Annotated in this window: 20 protein-coding genes and 2 tRNA genes; 16 read left to right on the forward strand and 6 right to left on the reverse strand. The window is 71.7% G+C overall.

The window, feature by feature from the left end; genetic code table 11:
- Positions 1-45: 45 nt before the first annotated feature.
- Positions 46-1,017 (reverse strand): ATP-binding cassette domain-containing protein, encoded by a 972-nt coding sequence (locus AB0K18_RS22510; protein ID WP_364917170.1) that lies wholly within the window; start codon positions 1,015-1,017, stop codon positions 46-48.
- Positions 1,018-1,248: 231 nt separating this feature from the next.
- Here AB0K18_RS22510 and AB0K18_RS22515 point away from each other — a divergent pair, with 231 nt between their 5' ends.
- The 11 genes from AB0K18_RS22515 to AB0K18_RS22565 all read left to right on the forward strand — a co-directional run bounded on the left by AB0K18_RS22515 (position 1,249) and on the right by AB0K18_RS22565 (position 8,727).
- Positions 1,249-1,791: an AAA family ATPase gene (locus tag AB0K18_RS22515; protein ID WP_364917172.1), complete on the forward strand. Its 543-nt coding sequence runs from the start codon at positions 1,249-1,251 to the stop codon at positions 1,789-1,791.
- 8 nt (positions 1,792-1,799) lie between these two features.
- Positions 1,800-2,804 (forward strand): lysozyme, encoded by a 1,005-nt coding sequence (locus AB0K18_RS22520; RefSeq protein ID WP_364917174.1) that lies wholly within the window; start codon positions 1,800-1,802, stop codon positions 2,802-2,804.
- A 19-nt stretch (positions 2,805-2,823) separates the two neighbouring features.
- Positions 2,824-3,369, forward strand: coding sequence for an NlpC/P60 family protein (locus tag AB0K18_RS22525; RefSeq protein WP_364917176.1), 546 nt, complete (start codon positions 2,824-2,826; stop codon positions 3,367-3,369).
- A 451-nt stretch (positions 3,370-3,820) separates the two neighbouring features.
- A tRNA-Thr gene (locus tag AB0K18_RS22530) sits at positions 3,821-3,896 on the forward strand.
- A gap of 380 nt (positions 3,897-4,276) precedes the next feature.
- Positions 4,277-4,350 (forward strand) — tRNA-Met (locus AB0K18_RS22535).
- 71 nt (positions 4,351-4,421) lie between these two features.
- Positions 4,422-4,586 (forward strand): 50S ribosomal protein L33, encoded by a 165-nt coding sequence (gene rpmG, locus AB0K18_RS22540; protein ID WP_019632658.1) that lies wholly within the window; start codon positions 4,422-4,424, stop codon positions 4,584-4,586.
- Positions 4,587-4,786: 200 nt separating this feature from the next.
- Entirely contained in the window at positions 4,787-5,236 is a 450-nt protein-coding gene (locus tag AB0K18_RS22545) for a MaoC family dehydratase N-terminal domain-containing protein (RefSeq protein WP_364571567.1), read from the forward strand.
- 1 nt (position 5,237) lies between these two features.
- Positions 5,238-5,666 (forward strand): MaoC family dehydratase, encoded by a 429-nt coding sequence (locus AB0K18_RS22550; RefSeq protein ID WP_364917178.1) that lies wholly within the window; start codon positions 5,238-5,240, stop codon positions 5,664-5,666.
- Positions 5,667-5,877: 211 nt separating this feature from the next.
- Positions 5,878-6,879, forward strand: a complete 1,002-nt coding sequence (locus tag AB0K18_RS22555; RefSeq protein ID WP_364917181.1) for a hypothetical protein — start codon at positions 5,878-5,880, stop codon at positions 6,877-6,879.
- 11 nt (positions 6,880-6,890) lie between these two features.
- Positions 6,891-7,928, forward strand: coding sequence for a UDP-N-acetylmuramate dehydrogenase (locus AB0K18_RS22560; protein WP_364917183.1), 1,038 nt, complete (start codon positions 6,891-6,893; stop codon positions 7,926-7,928).
- A 232-nt stretch (positions 7,929-8,160) separates the two neighbouring features.
- A complete protein-coding gene (locus AB0K18_RS22565) occupies positions 8,161-8,727 on the forward strand; it encodes a TMEM165/GDT1 family protein (protein WP_364571575.1) in 567 nt (188 codons plus the stop codon).
- Positions 8,728-8,736: 9 nt separating this feature from the next.
- Here AB0K18_RS22565 and AB0K18_RS22570 read toward each other — a convergent pair whose 3' ends face one another.
- Together AB0K18_RS22570 and AB0K18_RS22575 are read right to left on the reverse strand one after the other, a co-directional pair.
- Positions 8,737-11,589, reverse strand: coding sequence for an AAA family ATPase (locus AB0K18_RS22570; RefSeq protein WP_364917185.1), 2,853 nt, complete (start codon positions 11,587-11,589; stop codon positions 8,737-8,739).
- Between the two features lie 124 nt (positions 11,590-11,713).
- Positions 11,714-11,860 (reverse strand): hypothetical protein, encoded by a 147-nt coding sequence (locus AB0K18_RS22575; RefSeq protein WP_345394884.1) that lies wholly within the window; start codon positions 11,858-11,860, stop codon positions 11,714-11,716.
- A 229-nt stretch (positions 11,861-12,089) separates the two neighbouring features.
- On the opposite strand from AB0K18_RS22575, the gene deoC reads away from it, so the two are divergent.
- Genes deoC through AB0K18_RS22595 form a run of 4 tightly spaced genes read left to right on the forward strand, consistent with a single transcriptional unit; the run spans position 12,090 to position 15,469 of the window.
- Positions 12,090-13,019, forward strand: a complete 930-nt coding sequence (gene deoC, locus AB0K18_RS22580) for a deoxyribose-phosphate aldolase (RefSeq protein ID WP_364571581.1) — start codon at positions 12,090-12,092, stop codon at positions 13,017-13,019.
- 3 nt (positions 13,020-13,022) lie between these two features.
- On the forward strand, positions 13,023-14,444 hold the full coding sequence (locus AB0K18_RS22585) for an aldehyde dehydrogenase family protein (RefSeq protein WP_364917188.1): 1,422 nt from the start codon (positions 13,023-13,025) through the stop codon (positions 14,442-14,444).
- On the forward strand, positions 14,434-14,631 hold the full coding sequence (locus AB0K18_RS22590; protein WP_355416814.1) for a hypothetical protein: 198 nt from the start codon (positions 14,434-14,436) through the stop codon (positions 14,629-14,631). The genes AB0K18_RS22585 and AB0K18_RS22590 overlap by 11 nt, the downstream gene beginning before the upstream one ends.
- A complete protein-coding gene (locus AB0K18_RS22595) occupies positions 14,624-15,469 on the forward strand; it encodes an aldehyde dehydrogenase family protein (protein ID WP_364917190.1) in 846 nt (281 codons plus the stop codon). The genes AB0K18_RS22590 and AB0K18_RS22595 overlap by 8 nt, the downstream gene beginning before the upstream one ends.
- Before the next feature lie 65 nt (positions 15,470-15,534).
- Here AB0K18_RS22595 and AB0K18_RS22600 read toward each other — a convergent pair whose 3' ends face one another.
- Positions 15,535-16,977 carry an amidase family protein gene (locus AB0K18_RS22600; RefSeq protein ID WP_364917193.1) on the reverse strand — a complete coding sequence of 481 codons (1,443 nt, stop codon included), beginning with the start codon at positions 16,975-16,977 and terminating at the stop codon, positions 15,535-15,537.
- 56 nt (positions 16,978-17,033) lie between these two features.
- Here AB0K18_RS22600 and AB0K18_RS22605 point away from each other — a divergent pair, with 56 nt between their 5' ends.
- On the forward strand, positions 17,034-18,212 hold the full coding sequence (locus AB0K18_RS22605) for a pyridoxal-phosphate dependent enzyme (protein WP_364917195.1): 1,179 nt from the start codon (positions 17,034-17,036) through the stop codon (positions 18,210-18,212).
- 4 nt (positions 18,213-18,216) lie between these two features.
- Here AB0K18_RS22605 and AB0K18_RS22610 read toward each other — a convergent pair whose 3' ends face one another.
- Both AB0K18_RS22610 and hrpB read right to left on the reverse strand, forming a co-directional pair.
- Positions 18,217-18,897 carry a hypothetical protein gene (locus AB0K18_RS22610; RefSeq protein ID WP_364917201.1) on the reverse strand — a complete coding sequence of 227 codons (681 nt, stop codon included), beginning with the start codon at positions 18,895-18,897 and terminating at the stop codon, positions 18,217-18,219.
- Entirely contained in the window at positions 18,849-21,239 is a 2,391-nt protein-coding gene (hrpB, locus tag AB0K18_RS22615; RefSeq protein ID WP_364917204.1) for an ATP-dependent helicase HrpB, read from the reverse strand. The genes AB0K18_RS22610 and hrpB overlap by 49 nt, the downstream gene beginning before the upstream one ends.
- Between the last annotated feature and the right edge of the window lie 12 nt (positions 21,240-21,251).

Below are 21,251 nucleotides of genomic sequence, written 5' to 3' on the forward strand. Positions count from 1 at the left end.
AGAGTTCCTTTCTCGGGCGGGCGACCGGCGGTGAAGCAGGAAGCCTCACGGGCGACCGTGGGAATCCCCCTCGTTCACGAGGGGGAGGAGGTCAACTTCGAGGCTTCTCCCCGTGAGAGTCAGGAACACGTCGTCGAGGGTCGGGCGGGTGGTCTCGGCCGTGGTGACCTTGATGCCGGCGGCGTCGAGCGCCCGCAGGTAGTCGGGCAGCGCGGCGGGGGCCTGGGCGACCCGCAGCCGCACGGTCGTGCCCTCGGCGCTGCCGCCCCCGATCCCGGCCGCCGCCGCGGCCTCGCGCTCGGTGCCGGTGGTGATCGTGATGTGGTCGCCGGCCAGGTCGTTCTTGAGCCGCTCAGCGGTGCCGTCCGCGATGATCAGGCCGTTGTCGATGATCACCACCCGCTCGGCCATGGTGTCGGCCTCCTCCAGGTAGTGGGTGGTCAGGAACAACGTGGTCCCGTACGTTTCCCGCAGCCGCAGGATGTGCCGCCAGACGTCGGCGCGGCTCTTGGGGTCGAGCCCCGTCGAGGGTTCGTCGAGGAACAGCAGGTCGGGGCGGTGGATGAGGCCGAGCGCGATGTCGAGGCGGCGGCGCTGCCCGCCCGAGAGCGTGCCCGGCGCCCGCTTGGCCAGCGGGGTCAGCTCCAGCAGGTCGAGCAGCTCGTCGGCGCGGGCGCCCGCCTCCTTCGGGCGCAGACCGTAGCAGCGGCCCTGGGAGACCAGCTCGTCGCGGACGAGCTGGTCCTCGCCCGCGCCGTTGCGCTGCCCGACGTAGCCGATGCGCGAGCGCACCGCCCTCGGGTCGGCGGCCACGTCGTGGCCCGCCACGGTGGCGGTGCCCGAGGTGGGCGGCAGCAGCGTGGTGAGCATCCGCAGGGTGGTGGACTTCCCCGCGCCGTTCGGGCCGAGGAACGCGACGAGCTGGCCGGCTTCGACGTCGAGGTCGATGCCGCGTACGGCGGTGACGGTCTCCTTCTTCACCTTGAAGTCACGGGTCAGTCCCCGTGTGTGGATCATGGTCGGCCTCCTGCGGGCATGACGAAGAAACCCCTGGTCGGGGCCGCTTTCGGTGGATCGGCTCAAGTCTGGGCGCCCGATCGGATTTCGGCAAACGTGAATGTTACGTACACAAATGCCCCTGACCTGCGAAAACGACGTCATTCCGACGTCTTCGACATAGGCCGATTTACGGCCGCTGAAGTGCGGTTTCTCCCTACGTCATGAAGATTTTTTGCGACGATGCCCGTCATGTGCGAACTGGTCGTCATCGTGAACGGTCTTCCCGGCTCGGGAAAGACGACGCTGGCCCGCGAGCTCGGTCGGCGGCTGCGGTTGCCCGTCTTCACGAAGGACGTGGTCAAGGAGACGCTGGCCGACACGATCCCGCGTCCCGAAGGCGTGGGGCCGCGCGAGTGGAGCAGGCATCTCGGCAGGGCCGCGGCCGAGAGCCTGTGGACTCTGCTCGCCACCGCCGGACCCGGCGCGGTGCTGGAGAGCCCCTGGCTTGCGCCGCTGCGGCCGGTGGTGGAGACCGGGCTGCGGCGGGCGGGCGTCGAGCCGGGCCCGCACGTGCGCGAGGTCTGGTGCGACGTCCCGCTCGACCTCGCCAGGAGCCGGTACGAGAGCCGCGTACGGCATCCCGTGCACCACGACGACGAGGTCGGGGACGAGCGATGGGCCGAATGGGCGGCCGGGGCGCGGCCCTTGGCACTGGGCCCGGTCCAGCGGGTCGACACCACAAAAGAGGTTGATATTTCCGAGCTTGCGAAATGGTGTAGGGGTCCGGAATGATCACTGGCGTGAAACGTCTGTTGTTATCTACGGTGATCGCCTCGATCGGCATGACCGGCGTCGCCCATGCCGCCGATGACGTGCCCGGCGTGGACGTCAGCAATTGGACGGGCGAGATCGACTGGCCCGCCGTCGTGGCCGGTGGCGGGAAATTCGCGTTCGTGCAGGCCACCGAGGGCACGAATTATCGCAATCCGATTTTCGACTCCCAGTACGGCGGCGCCGCCACGGCCGGTCTCGTCCGCGGCGCATATCACTTCGCGCAACCGCACGAATCCGATGGGACAGCGCAGGCCGACTATTTCCTGCAGAACGGCGGTAACTGGGTCAGCGACGGCCAGACGCTTCCGGGTGTGCTCGATTTGGAGGACAACCCGTACCAGTCGAAGAACGGCAAGAACTCGTGTTACGGCCTGTCCACCAAGGACATGGTCACCTGGATCACGGACTGGACGAAGAAGTACTACGAGGCCACCGGGCGGCGGGCGATCATCTACACCACCACGAGCTGGTGGCGTACGTGCACGGGCGACTCCAAGAAGTTCGCCGTCAACCCGCTCTGGCTGGCCCGCTGGGGGAGCGAGCCGGGTGAGCTGCCGAAGAGCTGGAAGAAGCACACGTTCTGGCAGTCGGCGGAGAAGGGGCCGCTGGTCGGCGGCGGGAACGCGTTCAACGGCTCGGAGTCGCGCCTGAAGGAGCTGGCCAACCCGCCCGCCGAGGTGCGGGTGTCGGGCCGGGTCGGCGGCAGGACGTCGTACGCGGTCACGATCGCCAACACCGGCCCGCACCCGGTCGCGAACGTCAAGCTGTCCGGCCGCGCCTTCGGCGGGCAGCGCGTGGTGAAGGCGCCCGGCTGCACGTTCAGCGGCACGGCGGTGCGCTGCGTGGTCAAGGAGCTGCCGCGCAGGAAGAAGATCACCTTCGTGTTCACGACCAAGCCGAGGAAGTCGAAGGGCACGGTCGGGATGAATGTGACGGTCGGATCGGTGAAACTTACCCTTAAAGCCCGATAAATCGGTGTTTGGGGGCGGAATGAGGCGGCGGTCAGCCGCGGCGGCGGCGCTGCTCCTGCTGACCGCCATGGCAATGGTCACGGCATTGGTCACGGCATCAGTGCCACTGGGGCTGTCCCTGCCGCCGCTGACCCTGCGGATCGCGTACGAGATCCAGCAGCGCGGCATCGCCTACTCCTGGGGCGGCGGCCACGCCCCCGACCCCGGCCCGTCCAAGGGCACCTGCCGGGGCTACCGCGGTTCGATCAAGCCCTGCCCGGCCGCGAAGACGCGCGGGCTCGACTGCTCGGGCTTCACCCGCTGGGTGTACGCGCTCGCTCACGGCCGCGACGTGCTGGGCCCCGGCAACACCGACGCGCACGTGCGCAGGATGCACCGGGTCAGCCGGCCCGAGCCGGGTGACCTGGTCTTCTTCGGCAAGATCGGCAAGAAGCGGATCAGGACCCACCACGTCGGCATCTACCTCGGCGGCGGCAGGATGATGAACGCCCCCGAGACCGGGGCCGTGGTGCGCGTCGACTCCATCGCCGGTAAGAAGGACCTCGCCGGCTTCTACCGTCACTGAACGCCCGGCTCCTACCGATTCGGTATGCCGGTAACGCGTGGTGCGCGACGAAAAATGAGAGACCCCAGGGCTACTCTGTGCCGTTGTGGAAAGGCCAACGAGAAGGTGCTGGGTCGGCATCGACGGCTGGGAGGTCGTCGGAGCCGTGCGCGCGGGGCGGCAGGTGCTGCGGGTGCGCAGAAACGGGTGGGTGGTCGCCGACTGCACGTCCGTGGCGGAGGTGGCCTCGCTCGTCGATCTGGCCGATCTGTGCGAGGTCGTCGAGTTCCCGCGGCGGCGGCCGGTCGGCCCCCTGATGGACCTCGTGACGGACCCCGTGACAGACCCCGTGGCGGACTCTTCGGCGGGCGCTTCCATAGAGGGCCGATCGGGCTCTTCTGGAGAGGGCCGAACGAGTTCGCATCATCGGTGAGTGCCGTGTATGGTTACACCTGTCCGCAGCGCCGGACAGGCCCCTATAGCTCAGTCGGCAGAGCGTCTCCATGGTAAGGAGAAGGTCAACGGTTCGATTCCGTTTGGGGGCTCCACTTCGCACCGACATCACGCCCGCTCCGGGTTTCGGAGCCGGGCGTTTTTCGTTGTCCGGGCCTGCCCGCTGGGGGAGCGGCCGCGGGCGCGGCGCGGATTCGCGCCGGGACCGCTCCGCGGCCGCGCCGGGGGCGTCGTAGGGCGCGGGGTCACGGGCGGCCGTACGGGCGGCTGCGCGGGCGCGTGCGGGTTCGCGGCGGTCCGGTGGCGCTGCTACGCTGATCACCCTCGCGTGGTGCGGCATGGGGGATGCCGCACAAACGATTTCGATTGACGGGGGTTCCTGAGGCATACTGGGAGCACCCCACCCGATCGGGTGAGTTACTCACGTGCTCACCGCTTCGGGTATCCTCTACGGGCCGGGTCGTTCCGGCTCAAAGGCGGAGTAGCTCAGTCAGGCAGAGCAAACGGCTCATAATCGTTGTGTCGCCGGTTCAAGTCCGGCCTCCGCTACTGCCCTAGCCCAGGTCCACCGACCTGGGCACGGGCGTGTCCATGTCCCGAACGTAGAAAGGCACTCCCAAGTGGCTGCCACCGACGTTAGGCCGAAGATCACGCTGGCCTGCCAGGAGTGCAAGCACCGCAACTACATCACGCGGAAGAACCGGCGCAACGACCCGGATCGGCTTGAGCTGAAGAAGTACTGCCCCAACTGCCGCTGCCACCGCGCGCACCGCGAGACCCGCTAGGTTCTCCGGGCAGGGCTTCTGCCTCCAATATCTCTTCATAACGCACAACCGGCGTCCCTTCGCAGGGCGCCGGTTCGTCGTGTCTGAGGCCCCGGTTCCGTGCCCTCGGCAAAAAGGCTTGCATAGCAGGGACAGCCGAACGTTGTTCTGTTAGCGTCTCGCTCATCGACGCCGGTACGGAGACATGCGAGGGAGCAACCATGGCCTTGAACCGTGACTTCGTGGGCAGAACGTATCCGCCCAGTGCCCCGTACGAGGTCAGCCGGGTGAAGATCAAGGAGTTCGCGGCCGCCATCGGCGACAACAACCCGCTCTACCGCGACCGCGAGGCCGCCAGGGCCGCCGGTCACCCCGACGTCATCGCGCCCCCCACGTTCCCCATCGTCTTCAGCCTGCAGAGCGGCGGCGAGGCGCTCGTGGACCCCGACCTGGGCCTCAACCTCGCCATGGTCGTCCACGGCGAGCAGCGCTTCGAGTACGTCCGCCCGATCCACGCCGGCGACGAGCTGGTCATCACCTCCGCCATCACCGACATCCGCACCGCCGGGCACAACGAGCTGCTGACCGTCAGGAGCGACGTGCGCACGGTCGAGGGCGAGCCGGTCTGCGTGACCTACAACACGATCGTCGAGCGCGGAGGGGCGAGCTGAGATGGGCGCTGCGGTGAAGTACGACGAGGTCGAGGTCGGGCAGGAGATCCCGGCCGTGGACTACCGGGTGCGCCGCCTGGACCTGGTGATGTACGCCGGCGCTTCGGGCGACTTCAACCAGATCCACTGGAACGAGCGCTTCGCCAAGATGGTCGGGCTGCCCGACGTGATCGCGCACGGCATGTACACGATGGCGCAGGCCGGCCGGTTCGTCACCGACTGGGCGGGCGACCCGGGGGCGGTCGTGGACTTCGGCGTGCGGTTCTCGTCGATGGTGGTCGTGCCGGACGACGACAGGGGCGCGACCATCACGGTCAGCGGGGTCGTCGAGGACAAGCTGCCCGACAAGCGGGTGGTCATCGGGCTGACCGCCACGTCGGGCGACGCGAAGGTGCTCTCCAAGGCCCGCGCGGTCGTCCAGCTCGCCTGACCCGCTCCCGGCCCGCGCGGAGGCCGGCTCGCCTGACCCGCTCCCGGCCCGCGCGGCGGCCGGCTCGGCTGACCCGCTCCCCGGCCCGCGCGGTCGTCCGGCGCGCTTAAACGCTCAGTGATAAGTGGGCGGGTCTCGGGTAGCGCGTGACCCTATGAGTGAAGCCGTACGACACATTTGGCCCACGGTTCGATCGATCCCCGTTTCCGCCGTGACCGACGCGAGACCCCCAGGACATCTCAAGGCCGCCCGCGTCGAGCAGGTCGCGGGCGGCACCGGAACCGGGCGTGACACGGCGGGCGGGGCGCGTACCGAAGCGACGACCGGGGCGGAAGGCAGGCGGGCGTCCGGGGTGGGGACGCGCGGTACCCACGCCCGCATGAACCCGGCCGCCGAGCTGGGCTTCTCCGGCGACCCCGGCCAGCACGGCGACCCCGATGACGAGATGCTGCACGCCCAGCGCACCTGGGACGGCACGCTGGCCACGAACCGGCTCGACGACCTCGGCGTGAACGTCGAGCGGCAGCGCGTGGCGACGCAGGACGTGACGGAGTGCGTCGGCGTGCTGGTGGACGGCTGGCCCGAGGACGTCAGGCGCTGCCTGGAGTCGGTGGTCGCGCACACCAGGGCGAAGGTGCTCGCCCTTGACCTGGGCAACGTGGACGGCGCCGGAGACGTGCTGGCCGAGCTGGCGCGGCGGTACCCCGAGCGGATCACCGCCTGGCACGTGGCCGAGACCCCGCACTGGCGCGGCGGCACCGCCACCTGGGGCGAGAGCCGCGCGAAGCTGCTGCACCTTGACGACTCCGAGGTGCACGTCCTCATGGAGACCGGCCTGGAGTTGCACGGCGACGCGCTGACCCCGCTCGTGGCCGCGGTCAACGAGGGCGCGGTCGCGGCCGGGTGGCGAGGCGCGGAGCCGGCCGACGACGGGCGTACGTGGCTGGAGGCGGGCCCCGGCAAGGTGCGGGCGCTCACGGGCGGCATCATCGCCGTACGCCGGGCGCAGGCCCTGGCCGCGCTGCCCGAGGACGCCAACTACGGCCGTCACGCCGACCTTGAGCTCTCCCTGGCCCTGCCGGGCGACCTGGTGGTACCCGAGGGACGGCCGCCGGTGCTGCCGCTGCAGCCGCACGACGTCCCGGCCGACTATCTGGAGCGCGAGTCGCGCCGCAACCACGACGAGGTGCTGCGCAGGCTGCATGCCTCATAAGCTTGTCGGTCATGGAGATGCTCGCGCCGTACACCACGCTGCGCCTGGGAGGCCCCGCCCGAGACTTCGCCGAGGCCACATCGGCGGAGCAGCTCGTCTCGCTGGTCGCGGAGGCCGACAGGACCTCGACCCCCACGCTGGTGCTCGGCGGGGGCAGCAACCTCGTGGTGGCCGACGAGGGCTTCGACGGGCTGGTCATCAAGGTCGCCACCGAGGGCGTCACGTTCACCCGCGACGGTGAGCAGATCGTCGTGACCGCCGAGGCCGGCGAAGACTGGGACGCGCTGGTGGTCCGCGCGGTCAGCGAGGGCTGGTCGGGCATCGAGTGCATGTCCGGCGTGCCGGGGCAGGTCGGCTCGACGCCGATCCAGAACGTCGGCGCCTACGGGCAGGAGGTGGCCCAGACCGTCCGGTGCGTGCGGGCCTACGACCGGCTCACCCGGCAGGTCGTCGACATCGAGGCGCGGCAGTGCGGGTTCTCCTACCGTGACAGCGTCTTCAAGCGTGACCTCTCGCGTTACGTGGTGCTCGCGGTGACCTACACGCTTGAGGTGTCCGCGCTGTCGGGGCCGCTGGCGTACGAGGAGCTGGCCCGCAGGCTCGGCACCGAGGCGGGAGGCCGGGTGCCGCTCGCCGAGGCCCGAGAGGCCGTGCTGGCGCTGCGCAGGGGCAAGGGCATGGTGCTCGACCCCGGCGATCCCGACACGCGCAGCGCGGGCTCGTTCTTCACCAACCCGATCCTGACCGCCGAGCAGGCGGCGGAGCTGGCGGTCCGCGCGCCGGGGCATCCGCAGTGGGAGGTGCCCGGCGGGCTGGTCAAGGTGCCGGCCGCGTGGCTGATCGAGCAGGCCGGCTTCGCCAAGGGCTACGAGCGCGGGCCCGTACGCATCTCGACCAAGCACACGCTCGCCCTCACCAACCCCACCGGCGCCGCCACCACGCGCGATCTGCTGGCCCTGGCCAGGGAGGTGCGCGACGGCGTGCGCGAGAAGTTCGGGGTCACGCTGGTCAACGAGCCGGTGATGGTGGGCTGCACCCTGGGGGAATAGCCCCGGGCGGGCTGCTGTTAGGGTGTTCTGGAGTTACCGAAGGGGAGTAGTCCCAATCGTGTGATCGACACACTGGCGCTTCTGGGCGCCCGGTCATGCGGGCCTTCGCGGGCGGACGAGACCTTCGGCCTGGCAAGCCATGTTGACGAGGCGTTGCCGGGCCGAACGTCGTGCCCGAAATTCCCTGGGTGTCGCGCTTCCGGTCCGGTCGCGCGGAAGGGGACCCCCTCTCTTGGAAGCGTTCTGGATCAGTCTCGGCGCGATCTTCATCGCCGAGCTGGGTGACAAGAGCCAGTTGATGGCCATGACGTTCGCGACCCGGTTCAAGATCTGGCCCGTGCTGGCCGGCATCACGATCGCCACCACCGCCGTCCACCTGGCCAGCGTCGCCCTGGGCGGGCTGATCGGCACCGCGCTGCCCACCACGGCCATCTCGATCGTGGCGGGAATCGCCTTCCTCGGCTTCGCGGTGTGGACGCTGCGCGGCGACGAGCTGACCGAGGAGGAGAAGAGCAAGGCCCGCCGCACCACCAGGAACGCCGTGATCGCGGTGACCGTGGCGTTCTTCCTGAGCGAGCTGGGCGACAAGACGATGCTGGCCACGATCACGCTGGCCACCCGGCACGACTGGCTGGGCACGTGGATCGGCTCGACGATCGGCATGGTCGCCGCCGACGCCCTGGCCATCGTGGTGGGCCGGCTGCTCGGCAAGCACCTGCCGGAGAAGGCCATCAAGTACGGCGCCGCCGCCGCGTTCGCCGTCTTCGGCGTGGTGATGCTGGCCGAGGCGATCTTCTAAGGCATTGCGTCAGCTCAGCAGCGACAGGCGGTGGGCCGCGGCGGCGGCCTCGCCGCGCGTCGTGACGCCGAGCTTGGCGAGGATGTTCGAGACGTGCACGCTCACCGTCTTCGCCGAGATGAACAGCTCGGCGGCGATGTCACGGTTCGTCCGGCCCTGGGTGACCAGGCGCAGCACCTCCAGCTCGCGCGGCGTCAGCAGCTCCGACGGCTCCTGGGCGAGGTCGAGCCCGCCCACCCGGCGGCAGAGCGTCTCGATCTCCTCGATCAGCGGCGTCGCGCGCAGCGCCTCGGCCAGCGGCAGCGCCACCTTCAGCCGGGCCGCGGCGCCCTCCCTGTCGCCGGACCGCGCGCTCACCCCCGCCGCCCTGAACAGGGCCTTGGCCTGGTTGTGCGGGCGGCGCAGCCGCTCCCACGCGGCCGCGGCGGCGTCGAAGTCCCCCGTGTACGACAGCCGGTACGCCTCCACGACCGGCCCGTCCACCGACAGCCCCGCGGCCACCTCGGCGGCGTGCGCGCGGACGGCGGCGCTGCGCTCGGGCTCGGTCTCCTGGGCCGCGTCGCACACGTTGCGCAGCACCGCGAGCAGCCGCCACGACAGCATGGCCTTGCTCGACCGCTTGGGCTGGGCCAGCACCTGCTCGGCGGCGGCCAGCGCGGCGGCCGGCTCGCCCCGGGTGAGGTGCCAGCCGATGAGCAGCCTGGCGTTGCTGATGATGTCCTGGACGAACTCCTCCGCGCGTGACGCGAACAGCCCGATCTCCGACAGGATGCCCTTGACGAGCGCCATCTCGCCCCTGGCCAGCGCGATGTCGGCGCGGACGCGCAGCAGGGCGTAGCGGGTGCGCAGCACGGGGCCGTGGCTGAGCGCCGTCTCGACGGTCTCGACGGCCTCGTCCCAGCGGCCCAGCGCCTCCAGCGCCTCGGCCCTGTTGTTCAGGATGAACGTGCCGCTGCCGCGCAGCCGCCCGTACTTCTTGGCGACCCGCCAGCCCTCGTCGGCCCGGCGCAGGGCCTCGTCCGCGCGGCCCATGTCGATCAGCGTGTCCACCAGGTTGCCGATCGCGCGGCTGATGACGCGGCCGCTGCGCTGCTCGCGGCCGATCGCGATGGCCTGCTCGTTGATGATGTTCGTGCTCTCCAGCTGCCCGCGCAGCGAGTATCCGAGCGCCTGGTTCATCAGCAGGTCGCCTTCGAGGCAGCGGTCGCCGTGCTCCCTGACCCAGCGCAGGCCGTCGCTGATGAGCCGGTCGGCCTCCGCCAGCTCGCCGCGCAGCATCAGGTGGCGGCTCAGCGGGGTGACGACCTCGGCCCAGTCGAGGGTGTTCTCGGGGACGAGCCGCAGCGCGTGCCTGAGGTCGTCGATGACGCCCGGCTGGTTCTTGGAGTTCTTGAACGCGGCCCTGCGCACGATGAGCTGCGACACCCTGGCCGGCTCGCGGGTCTCGTCCAGCTCGGCGAGCGCCGCCTTGACGAACTTGACCCCTTTGTCCACGTCGCCGCCGGCGTTGGCGGCCTCGGAGGCGCGTTCCAGTGCGGCGGTGTGGTCCACGCCGGTCAGCTCGGCCGCGTCGGGGACCCGGTCCCAGAGCATGAGCACGCGTTCGAGCAGTTGCAGGGCCTCGGTGTAGGCGAACGTCTTGAACGACTCGTGGGCGGCGTCCCAGGCCGACAGCAGGGCCCAGCGGTCGTCGCGGGCGCCGTACCAGTGGTGGGCCAGCTCGACGGCGGCCCTTCCCGGCGGGACGAGCGTGCGGTCCTTGGAGATCTCCTCGGCGTAGCGCGCGTGCAGGCGCTGGTGCTCGCCGGGCAGCAGCTCGTCGTGGACGGCCTCGCGGATGAGCGAGTGGCGGAAGACGTACGCGCGGTTGTCGGCGATCTGCAGCACGTTGCCGGCGATGGCGGGGCGCAGCGCGGTCTCCAGCGCGACGTCCGTCAGGCCGCTGACGGCGGCGAGCAGCGCGTGGCCGACCCGGTTGCCGCCCGCGGCGGCGACGCGCAGCACCCGCTGGGTCTCCTCGGGCAGGCGTTCGACGGAGGCGAGGATGAGGTCCTGCATGGAGTCGGGGAACGTGCACCCGTCGCCGTTCTCCAGCATGGCCTCGACGAACAGCGGGATGCCCTCGCTGCGCTCGTAGACGTTCTCGATCTTGGCGTACTCGGGGGTCCTGCCGAGGATGGCGGTCATCTGCTGGGCGACCTCGTCCCTGGACAGGCGGGGCAGGTCGAGGCGGAGCACGCCCTGCACGCGGCCCAGCTCGGCCAGCACGGGCCTGAGCGGGTGCTGGCGGTGCAGGTCGTCGGAGCGGTAGGTCATCACCAGCAGCACCTGCGGGGTGCGCAGGTTGCGGCTGAGGAAGGCGATGAGGTCGCGGCTGGAGCGGTCGGCCCAGTGGATGTCCTCGATGACGAGGACCGTGGGGCGGTGGTCCGCGAGGCGTTCGAGGAGGGTGAGGAACTGCTCGAAGAGCCGGGCGCGGCCGGTGTCGGTCTCGCCGTCGCCGTTCGGCTCGCCGAACTCGGGGAGCAGCCGGGCGAGGTCGCGCTCGGCGCCGTCGGGCAGCAGCCCGGTCACCGCGGCCGGGCCCTGCTCCCTGACGAGCTGGCGCAGGGCGGCGGTGAAGGGCGCGTACGCGAGGCCCTCGGTCGACAGCTCCACGCAGCCCCCGACGAGCACGTGGGCCCCACCGGCCGTACACTGCTCGGCGAAGCGCTGCACCAGCCGGGTCTTGCCGACTCCGGCCTCGCCGCCCAGCAGGACGGCGGTCAGTGTGCCTTTCCTGGCGTCGTCGAGGCTTTCCGACAGAGCCGTCAGCTCCTCTTCCCGCCCGACGAAGACAGGACTGACAGATCGTCCCCGCATGTCATCCAGCATGTCACGCCACATCCGCTGCTATCGACGCTTTTGTCCGGGTGTTGGACACGGTCTCAAGGGGGCTGGGAGGCCCGGCCACGTGGCAGTGAGTGGCCGGGCTCTCGTGCGGCGGTCATGCGTGACGGCGGCGGCCGAAGAGCGAGCGGCGCTCGGACTTGTTGTGCCGCTCGGCGTCGCGGGCGAGGCGGTGCTCGGCGGCGGCCGCACGCAGCTCGCGGGCCTGGCTCTTCATGTACTCGAACTCGATCTCGGGATGCATCGAAGTCTCCTGAAATGTCGTGCTTCTTGCTGACATATTCAAGATTCGGGCTAAGGCCCGGCCCCGCACATCAGGTGGATGCCCTATCTCTCCCGTCACGCCGCCTCCGGCATACCTAGCCCGGCCGCCTTAGACCTCCCCGCATCCCTAGGACCAGGCCCGGCGTGCCCTAAGGTGCTCCGGTTTGGAGGAGGCGGCCCTGGTCGGCGATGCTGTCTAGGTGTCAACTGTGACTACCTCGCTTGCCGACGTCGCCTCGTCCGACGCGGCGCTGCGAGCATTCCTGCACGGCCTGCCCGGCGTCGACCGGGTCGGCGCCGACCAGCGGGCGGCGATGCTCGGCACCCGATCGATCAAGACCACGGCCAAGGCGCAGGCCATCGACCTCGCCATCTCCATGGTCGACCTGACCACACTCGAAGGGGCCGACACGGCCGGCAAGGTGCGCGCGCTGTGCGCCAAGGCCGTGCGCCCGGGCGGCGACGCCCCCTCCGTCGCGGCCGTCTGCGTCTACCCCGACCTCGTCGCCGTCGCGGCCGAGGCGCTCAAGGGCAGCGGCGTCAAGGTCGCCTCCGTCGCCACCGCGTTCCCCAGCGGACGCACCTCGCTGGAGGTCAAGGTGAGCGACACCAGGCTCGCCGTGGCCGCCGGCGCCGACGAGATCGACATGGTGATCGACCGCGGCGCGTTCCTGTCCGGCCAGTACATGAAGGTCTACGAGCAGATCGTCGCCGTGAAGGAGGCCTGCGGCGCCGCCCACCTCAAGGTGATCCTCGAGACCGGCGAGCTGTCCACCTACGACAACGTGCGGCGGGCCTCCTGGCTGGCGATGCTGGCGGGCGCCGACTTCATCAAGACCTCCACCGGCAAGGTCTCGCCGGCCGCCACGCCGCCGGTGACGCTCATCATGCTGGAGGCCGTACGCGACTTCCGCGAGGCCACCGGCCGCCAGGTGGGCGTGAAGCCCGCGGGCGGCATCCGTACGTCGAAGGACGCCATCAAGAACCTCGTGCTGGTCAACGAGACCGCCGGCGACGACTGGCTGACCCCCGACTGGTTCAGGCTGGGCGCCTCCTCGCTCCTCAACGACCTGCTCATGCAGCGCGAGAAGCTCGCCACCGGCCGCTACGCGGGTCCCGACTACTTCACCCAGGACTAGACGATGTTCGAATATGCACCGGCACCCGAGTCGCGCGACGTCGTCGATCTGAAGTCCTCCTACGGGCTGTTCATCGACGGCGAGTTCGTCGACGGCTCAGGGCCCTCGTTCAAGACCGTCAACCCCGCCACCGAGGAGACGCTGGCCGAGGTCGCCACCGCCTCGTCCGACGACGTCGACCGCGCCGTGCGGGCGGCGCGCAAGGCGTTCGGCGTGTGGAGCGCCCTGCCCGGCGCCGAACGGGCCAAATACCTCTTCCGCATCGCGCGGATCATCCAGGAGCGGGCCAGGGAGCTGGCCGTGCTGGAGACACTCGACAACGGCAAGCCCGTGCGCGAGTCGCGCGACGTGGACCTGCCGCTGGTCGCGGCCCACTTCTTCTACTACGCGGGCTGGGCGGACAAGCTGGAGTACGCCGGGTTCGGCACGCCCAAGCCGCTCGGCGTGGCCGGCCAGGTCATCCCCTGGAACTTCCCGCTGCTCATGCTGGCCTGGAAGATCGCCCCCGCGCTGGCCTGCGGCAACACGGTCGTGCTCAAGCCGGCCGAGACCACGCCGCTGACCGCGCTCGCGTTCGCCGACATCTGCCGCCAGGCCGACCTGCCGCCCGGCGTGGTGAACATCGTCACCGGCGCCGGTGAGACCGGCGCCGCCGTGGTCGCGCACCCCGACGTCGACAAGGTCGCCTTCACCGGCTCCACCGAGGTCGGCCGGATCATCGCCCGCACGGTCGCGGGCACCGGCAAGAAGCTGACGCTGGAGCTGGGCGGCAAGGCCGCCAACATCGTGTTCGACGACGCCGCCATCGACCAGGCCGTCGAGGGCATCGTCAACGGCATCTTCTTCAACCAGGGCCACGTCTGCTGCGCCGGTTCGCGGCTGCTGGTGCAGGAGTCCGTCCAGGAGGAGCTGCTGGCCGCGCTCAAGCGCCGGCTCGGCACGCTGCGGCTCGGCGACCCGCTCGACAAGAACACCGACATCGGCGCCATCAACTCCGCCGACCAGCTCGCCAAGATCCGGCAGCTCAGCGACCTGGGCGAGACGGAGGGCGCCGAGCGCTGGTCGCCCGCCTGCGAGCTGCCCGAGCGCGGCTACTGGTTCCCGCCGACGCTGTTCACCGGGGTCGCGCAGTCCCACAGCATCGCCAGGGAGGAGATCTTCGGGCCCGTGCTGTCCGTCCTGACCTTCCGCACCCCGGCCGAGGCCGTCGAGAAGGCCAACAACACCCCGTACGGGCTGTCGGCCGGCGTCTGGACCGAGAAGGGCTCGCGCATCCTGTGGATGGCCGACCGGCTGCGCGCCGGCGTGGTGTGGGCCAACACCTTCAACAAGTTCGACCCCACCTCGCCGTTCGGCGGCTACAAGGAGTCGGGCTACGGCCGCGAGGGCGGACGCCACGGGCTGGAGGCCTACCTTGACGTGTGAGTACCGCAGGCCCCGCCGCAGGAAGCTGCGCGCCCAGGCCACCAGGGGGCACGCCTACGCCAGGGCCGGGCGGCCCGTACGCACCGGCTGGTACGCCCACCGCTGCGGCGTCAGCCGATGCGGCCAGGTCTTCGTGCCGGTCCAGATGTCGCAGGAGTCCACGTGGAGGGGTCGGGGCGATGAGTAGGTTGTCCGTCAGAAAGACCTACAAGCTGTACATCGGCGGGGCCTTCCCGCGCTCCGAGAGTGGGAGGTCCTACCCGGTGACCTCGGCCAAGGGCGACTTCCTCGCCAACGCCTCGCGGGCCTCGCGCAAGGACGCCCGCGACGCCGTGGTGGCCGCTCGCAAGGCGTTCCCCGGCTGGTCGGGGGCGACGGCGTACAACAGGGGGCAGATCCTCTACCGCGTCGCCGAGATGCTGGAAGGGCGGCGCGCGCAGTTCGCCGACGAGCTGGGCGGCACCAAGCGGGCGGCGCTGGAGCAGGTCGACGCGGCGATCGACCGGCTGGTCTGGTACGCGGGCTGGTCCGACAAGATCGCGTCCGTGCACGGTGGCGCCAACCCCGTCGCCGGGCCCTACTTCAACCTGTCCACGCCCGAGCCGACCGGCGTCGTCGCCGTGGTGGCGCCCGACGACCCGCTGCTCGGCCTGGTGTCGGTGGTCGCGCCGGTGATCGTGACCGGCAACACCTGCGTCGTGGTGGCGTCCGAGCCGTCCCCGCTGGCGGCGATCACCCTGGCCGAGGTGCTCGCCACGTCCGACCTGCCCGGCGGCGTGGTGAACATCCTCACCGGGCAGCGCGCCGAGCTCGCCCCCTGGCTGTCCGCCCACATGGACGTCAACGGGCTCGACCTGACCGGCGTCACCGACGCCGAGCTGGCGCTGAGCTGCGAGCAGGCGGCCGCCGAGAACCTCAAGCGGGTCTCGCGGCCGGTCCAGGAGGACTGGACGGCCGGCCCCGGGATCGGGCGCATGACCCGCTTCCTGGAGATCAAGACCGTCTGGCACCCCGTCGGCATCTGACGCTCACGCGGCGGGCCGCCCGTCCGGCCGTCGAGGGCCGCGCGGGCCGTCCGCTGCCGGTGCGCTTAGTGGGCGAAGCCCGGTGGGCTGAGTGGTGGGTGTGCGGCCTGGAGCTGGGCGGCCAGTCCCAGGAGGTGGGGCTCGCCGCCCGGCGGGGCGACGATCTGCACGGCGATCGGCAGGCCGCTCGAATGGGTGGCCAGCGGCACGGCGACGGCGGGCCAGCCGCACATGTTCCACGGCCCGGTGGCGGGCGCGTAGGCGACGTTGGTGAGGGCGTTGCGCAGGAAACCGCGCTCGCCCCACCGCTCCGCCTTGGGCGGGATGCCGGCCAGCGCCGGTGTGACGAGCGCGTCGGCCCGGCCGAACCACTGGTCGGCGCCGTAGCCGCTCCAGCGCTCCCGGCCGCGCACGCCGTCCAGCTTGAGCGCCGCGAGCACCCGGCCCGTCCTGGCCAGCCCCTTGGTACGCCGTTCGAGCCGCTGCCGGTCGAGCCCCTCGATCGCCTCGGCGGCCCTGACCAGCCAGGTCGCGATCGTGCTCGGCCCCAGCCAGGCGGGCAGCGACCGTTCGTGCTCCACCACCGTGTGCCCGGCCACCCGCAACGTCTCGGCGGCGCCGCGTACCGCCGCCTTGAACTCGGCGTCCACCCGCAGCCCCGGCGGCAGCGGCTGCGGCGCGTACGCCACCCGCAGGTCGAACGGCTCAGGGCTGCCGGGCGGCGGCTGCGGCTCCCACACCTCGTCGTCGTCCGCCCAGACCGAGCGCAGCATGCGCGGCGGCGGCTCCACGCGCCGCCCCGAGCGCCACGCCTCGGCCAGCGCCGGGTCGGCGGCCAGCACGGACAGCGCGAGCGCCAGGTCGGCGGCGGTCCGCGCGATCGGGCCGTTCTCGGTCAGGTGGTCCCAGTCGTTCGCCGGCGGCGGTACCAGGCCGAGGCCCGGCTTGATCGCCAGCACGCCGCAGCAGGCCGCCGGAATGCGTAACGAGCCCATGCCGTCGTTGCCGAGCGCGATCGGCACCATGCCGGCCGCCACCGCCGCCGCGCTGCCCGAGGAGGAGCCGCCGGCCGTGCGCGCGGGGTTCCAGGGGTTGCGGACGATGCCGTACGCGCTGTCGCCGAACGCCACCAGCCCCAGCTCCGGCAGGTTCGTCAGCCCGACGATCAGCGCGCCCGCCGCCCGCAGCCGCGCCACCGTCTCGTGGTCGTGCGGCGCGGGAGCATCGGACGTCGCCGCCGAGCCGCCCCTGGTCGCCTCGCCCGCCACCTCCAGGTTGTCCTTGACCGCCACCGGCACCCCCGCCAGCGGCAGCTCGGCCAGGTCGCGCCGCTTCTGCAGGGCTCGCGCCTCGTCCACGGCCTGCTCCCTGACCAGCCGGAACGCCCCGATGCCGGGATCGCGCCGCGTGATGACGTGGAGATGCTCCTCCACCACGGTCGTGGCCTTGACGTCACCGCTCCTGACGGCCGCCGCGATCTCGATGGCGGACCTTCCTGCCCACACCATGGTTAGAGTGTGCAGCTTTTCACTGATCGTTGCGAGGATCGGTAGGGTCCTTGCACGTGAACGGACCTTCGCTTGCCCTCCGCCAGCGCTCCCTGGGCGACCTATCGGCCGAGTTCCCGCTGTTCCCGCCGCTGACGCGCGGCTGTCCCAAGACCAGCACCGCCGAGCTGGCCTACCCGCTGGAGGTCGTCTACGACTACGCGAAGGTCGACAGAGGGCTCTTCACCCAGCCGCCCGGCCCCGACATCGCGCGCTGGTCGCCGCTGCTGCCGCCGCTCGACGCGCCCACGCTGGGCGAGGGCGGCACGCCGCTGATCCCGTTCGGTGACGTGCACGTCAAGGACGAGTCGCGCAACCCGACCTGGTCGCACAAAGACCGGCTCAACCGGGTCGCCGTCAGCGCCGCCGTGGCGTCCGGAGCGCCGGGCGTTGTCGTCGCCTCCTCCGGCAACCACGGCGCCTCCGCCGCCGCCTACGCGGCCAGGGCCGGGCTGCCCGCGATCGTGCTGGCCTCCGCCGACTCGCCGCCCGCCGTGCAGGCGTTCGTGCGGTCGTACGGCGCCAAGGTCGTCTCCGTGCCGGTCGAGGCGCGCTGGCCGCTGCTCCGGCAGGTCGTGGACGAGCTGGGCTACCACCCCGTCAGCAACCAGACCGTGACGCACACCGGGCATCCGTTCGGGCCCGAGGGCTACAAGACGATCGCGTACGAGCTGTTCCTGCAGCTCGGCACCGTCCCTGCCGCCGTCTTCACGCCCACCGGCTACGCCGAGCTGCTGTACGGCGTGTGGAAGGGGTTCGCCGAGCTGCGGCTGCTGGGGGTCGCCGACCGGACGCCGCGGATGTTCTCGTGCGAGACGGCCGCCGGCGGGCCGCACGCCAAGGCCCTGGCCACCGGCGCCGACGCGGCCGTCGTCGGGCTGGGGCCGACGGACGCGTACGGGGTGGCCTGCTCCGTCGGCGGGCACCGGGGCGTGGTGGCCGTCCGCGACAGTGCCGGCGACCCCGTCCTGGTCACCGACGAGGAACTCCGCCTGGCCCAGCGGGATCTGGCCCGTGCGGGCCTGTGGCAGGAGCTGTCCGGCGCCGCCGGCCTCGCCGGCTACCGCCGCCTGCGCCGCGACTTCGGCGGCCCTGTGGTGTGCATCGCGACGTCCAGTGGCTTCAAGGACACCGGCGTGGCCACCGAACGCCACCCCGCCCTCGAAGAGCCGGCCTTGGAGGACCTCATCCCCTGAAACTTCAGGGTCTGTGCCAGACGCGGAGGGGGCCGGTGGTGATGAAGCCGTGGGTGAGGGCGTCTGAGGGGTCGATCTCGTAGCCGGCCAGCGGGCGGCCGGGGAACAGGTGGGCGGCCATGGCCGTCACGCCCTCCCAGGCCGAGCTCGGGCCGAACACGTTCGAGACGCCCACCACCGGGCCGGTCGCGGTGAGGACCGCGCCCTCGGTGATGGTGTCGCCGGTGCGGGCGTACACGATCGTGGCCCCCGGCTCTTCGAGGAGGGCCGGGGTGAAGAGGGCGGTGAGGTCGCAGGCGCTCGCCCAGGCGGCCAGCGTGGCGGCGTCCTCCACCACCTGCCAGGTCGTCTCCGCCGGGCCGGGGGCCGGGCGGTGGATCCAGTGCGCCTCGAACAGGACCTCGAAGCCCGGCAGGTCGAGCGTGGCGAAGCTGTCCTTGACCGAGGCGCCGGAGCCGGCGTCGATGTGGGGCAGCACGTCGGTGGCCGTGGCGAGCGGGGAGAGCGTGACGGCGTCGGGGTAGAAGGGCGGGGTGCGGACGGGGTTCGTCCAGGCCACGCCGGCGAACGTGCCGGGCCTGCCGTGCGCGCGGCACATCAGGTCACACCAGGCGGCGTTGTCGCGGGCCGCCGCGATCACTTCGTGCGGCGCGTCGGCTGAGCGGTGAGGGGGTCTTCCGGCCATGGGTGCTTAGGGTAACGACCGCGCATCTCAGCCCGTACGTGCCGGTAGCCCGCACGCCAGAACGACGCCAGGTCCGCCGTCACCGCCAGCGGGCGGCCCGCGGGGGAGAGCAGGTGCACGAGGACCGGCACCCCGGCGATCCGCGGGGTCTCCTGCCAGCCGAACAGCTCCTGCAGCTTCACCGCCAGCACCGGCTGCTCGCCCGAGTAGTCGATGCGGATCTTGGAGCCGGTGGGGACCTCGATGCGTTCGGGGGCGGTCCGATCCAGGCGTTCGCTCCACGGGATGAGGCGTTCGAGTGCGCTCGCCACGTCGATGCGTTCCAGGTCAGCGCGGCGGCGGGCGCGGGACAGCTCGGGCTCCAGCCACTGGCCGGCCAGGTCGATGAGGTCCTTCATGTCGCCGGTCGGTGGCCAGGGGTCGCCCAGGGCCCGATGGCAGAAGGTCAGGCGGTCTCTCAGGTCTTTGGCGGCTTTCGTCCAGGTGAGGACGTCTTCGGTGCGCAGGCCGTACAGGATGGCCTCCCGTACGTCGGCGTCCTTGAGCGGGGTGGCGTTCAGCTCGATGGCGCCCATCCGCTCCACACGGCGGGCCGACACGTCGCCGCGGCGCTCGCCCGGCGGGACCTTCCAGGCGACCTCGTCCTCGACCGTCGTGCCCACGGCCATGCGGGCGGTGGCCTCGTCGATCGCCACGGCCTGCCTGATGCGGGCCGACGCCGCCCCGGCCGGACGGTCGGCGACCGCGATCGCCAGCCACTCGGCGCTCCCCAGCCGCGAACCCTCGGGCAGCTGGGCCTGCGTCCCCGACACCATGAGGTACCCCCCGCCCCGCCGCCGCGCCACCCGCTCAGGAAACGCCAACGCCACCGCCAGCCCCGCCACCTCGTCCTCGGACCTCCTCGTGGAAGGGGCGGAGGAGCGGTGGAGGCGGCGGGTCTCCTGCTTCCAGCGGGTGGCGAAGGGGGTGGTGGCGCGGCGGGTTGTGCGCCAGACGTGCACCAGGTCGTCCGACGCGTCGCGGGGGAGCTGTTCCGAGAGCAGGGCGACCACCTCGGCGGCTTCCTGGCCGAGGTCGAGGAGGGCGCGGGCCAGGCGTGGGTGGACGCCGGCCAGGGCCATCCGCCGCCCTCGCTCGGTCACTCGCAGGCCCGCTCTGCCGGGTTCGAGGGCGCCGAGCATGGTGAGGGTCTCGGTGGCGGCGGTGAGGGCCGCGGGCGGAGGTGGGTCCAGGAGGGCGAGGGCCTCGGCGTCGGGGGTGCCCCAGCAGGCGGCCTGGAGGGTGAAGGCCGTCAGGTCCGCCAGGGCGATCTCCGGGCGGGGGTGGTCGGCCAGGCGGGCGTGGTCGGTCTCCGTCCAGCAGCGGTAGACCGTGCCGGGGGCCTCGCGGCCCGCTCGGCCCGCTCGCTGGGTGGCCGCGGCCTTCGAGGCTCTGACCGTGGTGAGAGAGCCCAGGCCTCGGGAATGGTCGGTACGCGGCTCGCGGGCCAGCCCGGAGTCCACCACCACGCGTACGCCGGGGACGGTCAGGCTCGACTCGGCCACCGACGTGGCCAGCACCACGCGGCGGCCCGCCCCGGGGGTCAGGACGGCGTCCTGGACGTGGGCCGGGGCCTGGCCGTGTACTTGGAGGACCTGGTCCACGTCGCCCGCGAGCTGCCCGGCCACCCTGGCGATCTCGGCGACGCCGGGCAGGAAGCACAGCACGTCGCCGTCCCGTTCCGCGAGGGCCCGGCGGACGACCGAGGCCACGTGGGTGAGCAGCGCGGGGTCCACGCGCAGGCCGTGGGGCGGGCCCACCGGGCGCGGTGGCGGTGCCCAGACCGTCTCCACGGGGTGGGTGGCGCCGGTGGCGGCCACCACCGGGCCGCCGATCAGCCGCGCCCACGGCTCGGCGTCGGCGGTCGCGGACGTGGCCAGCAGGCGCAGGTCGGGCCGGAGCGTGTCGCGTACGTCGAGGAGGAACGCGAGCGCGGTGTCGGCGTCGAGGTGGCGTTCGTGGCACTCGTCGAGGATGACCGCGTCCACGCCGGTCAGCTCCTGGTCCCGCTGGAGGCGCTGGAGCAGGACGCCGGTGGTGACGACCTCGACCATGGGGTTGGCGCCTTTGTGGCGTTCGCCCCTGATCGTGTAGCTCACGCCCATGCGGCGGGCCGCCGCGCGTACGGCCAGGCGGCGCGGCTCGGCCACCAGCACCCGCAGCCCCGCCTCGGCCAGCGCCAGGGGCACCACGGTCGTCTTGCCGGTGCCGGGCGGCGCGGTCAGCACCGCGCTGCCGTGACGTTCGAGCACGGCGAGCAGCTCGGGCAGCGCGCCCCTGATGGGCAGGTCGGTCTCAGGCACAGGCGGCGACTC

It is taken from the genome of Nonomuraea sp. NPDC049421 (genome assembly GCF_040677005.1).
Taxonomy (GTDB): Bacteria; Actinomycetota; Actinomycetes; order Streptosporangiales; family Streptosporangiaceae; genus Nonomuraea; species Nonomuraea salmonea.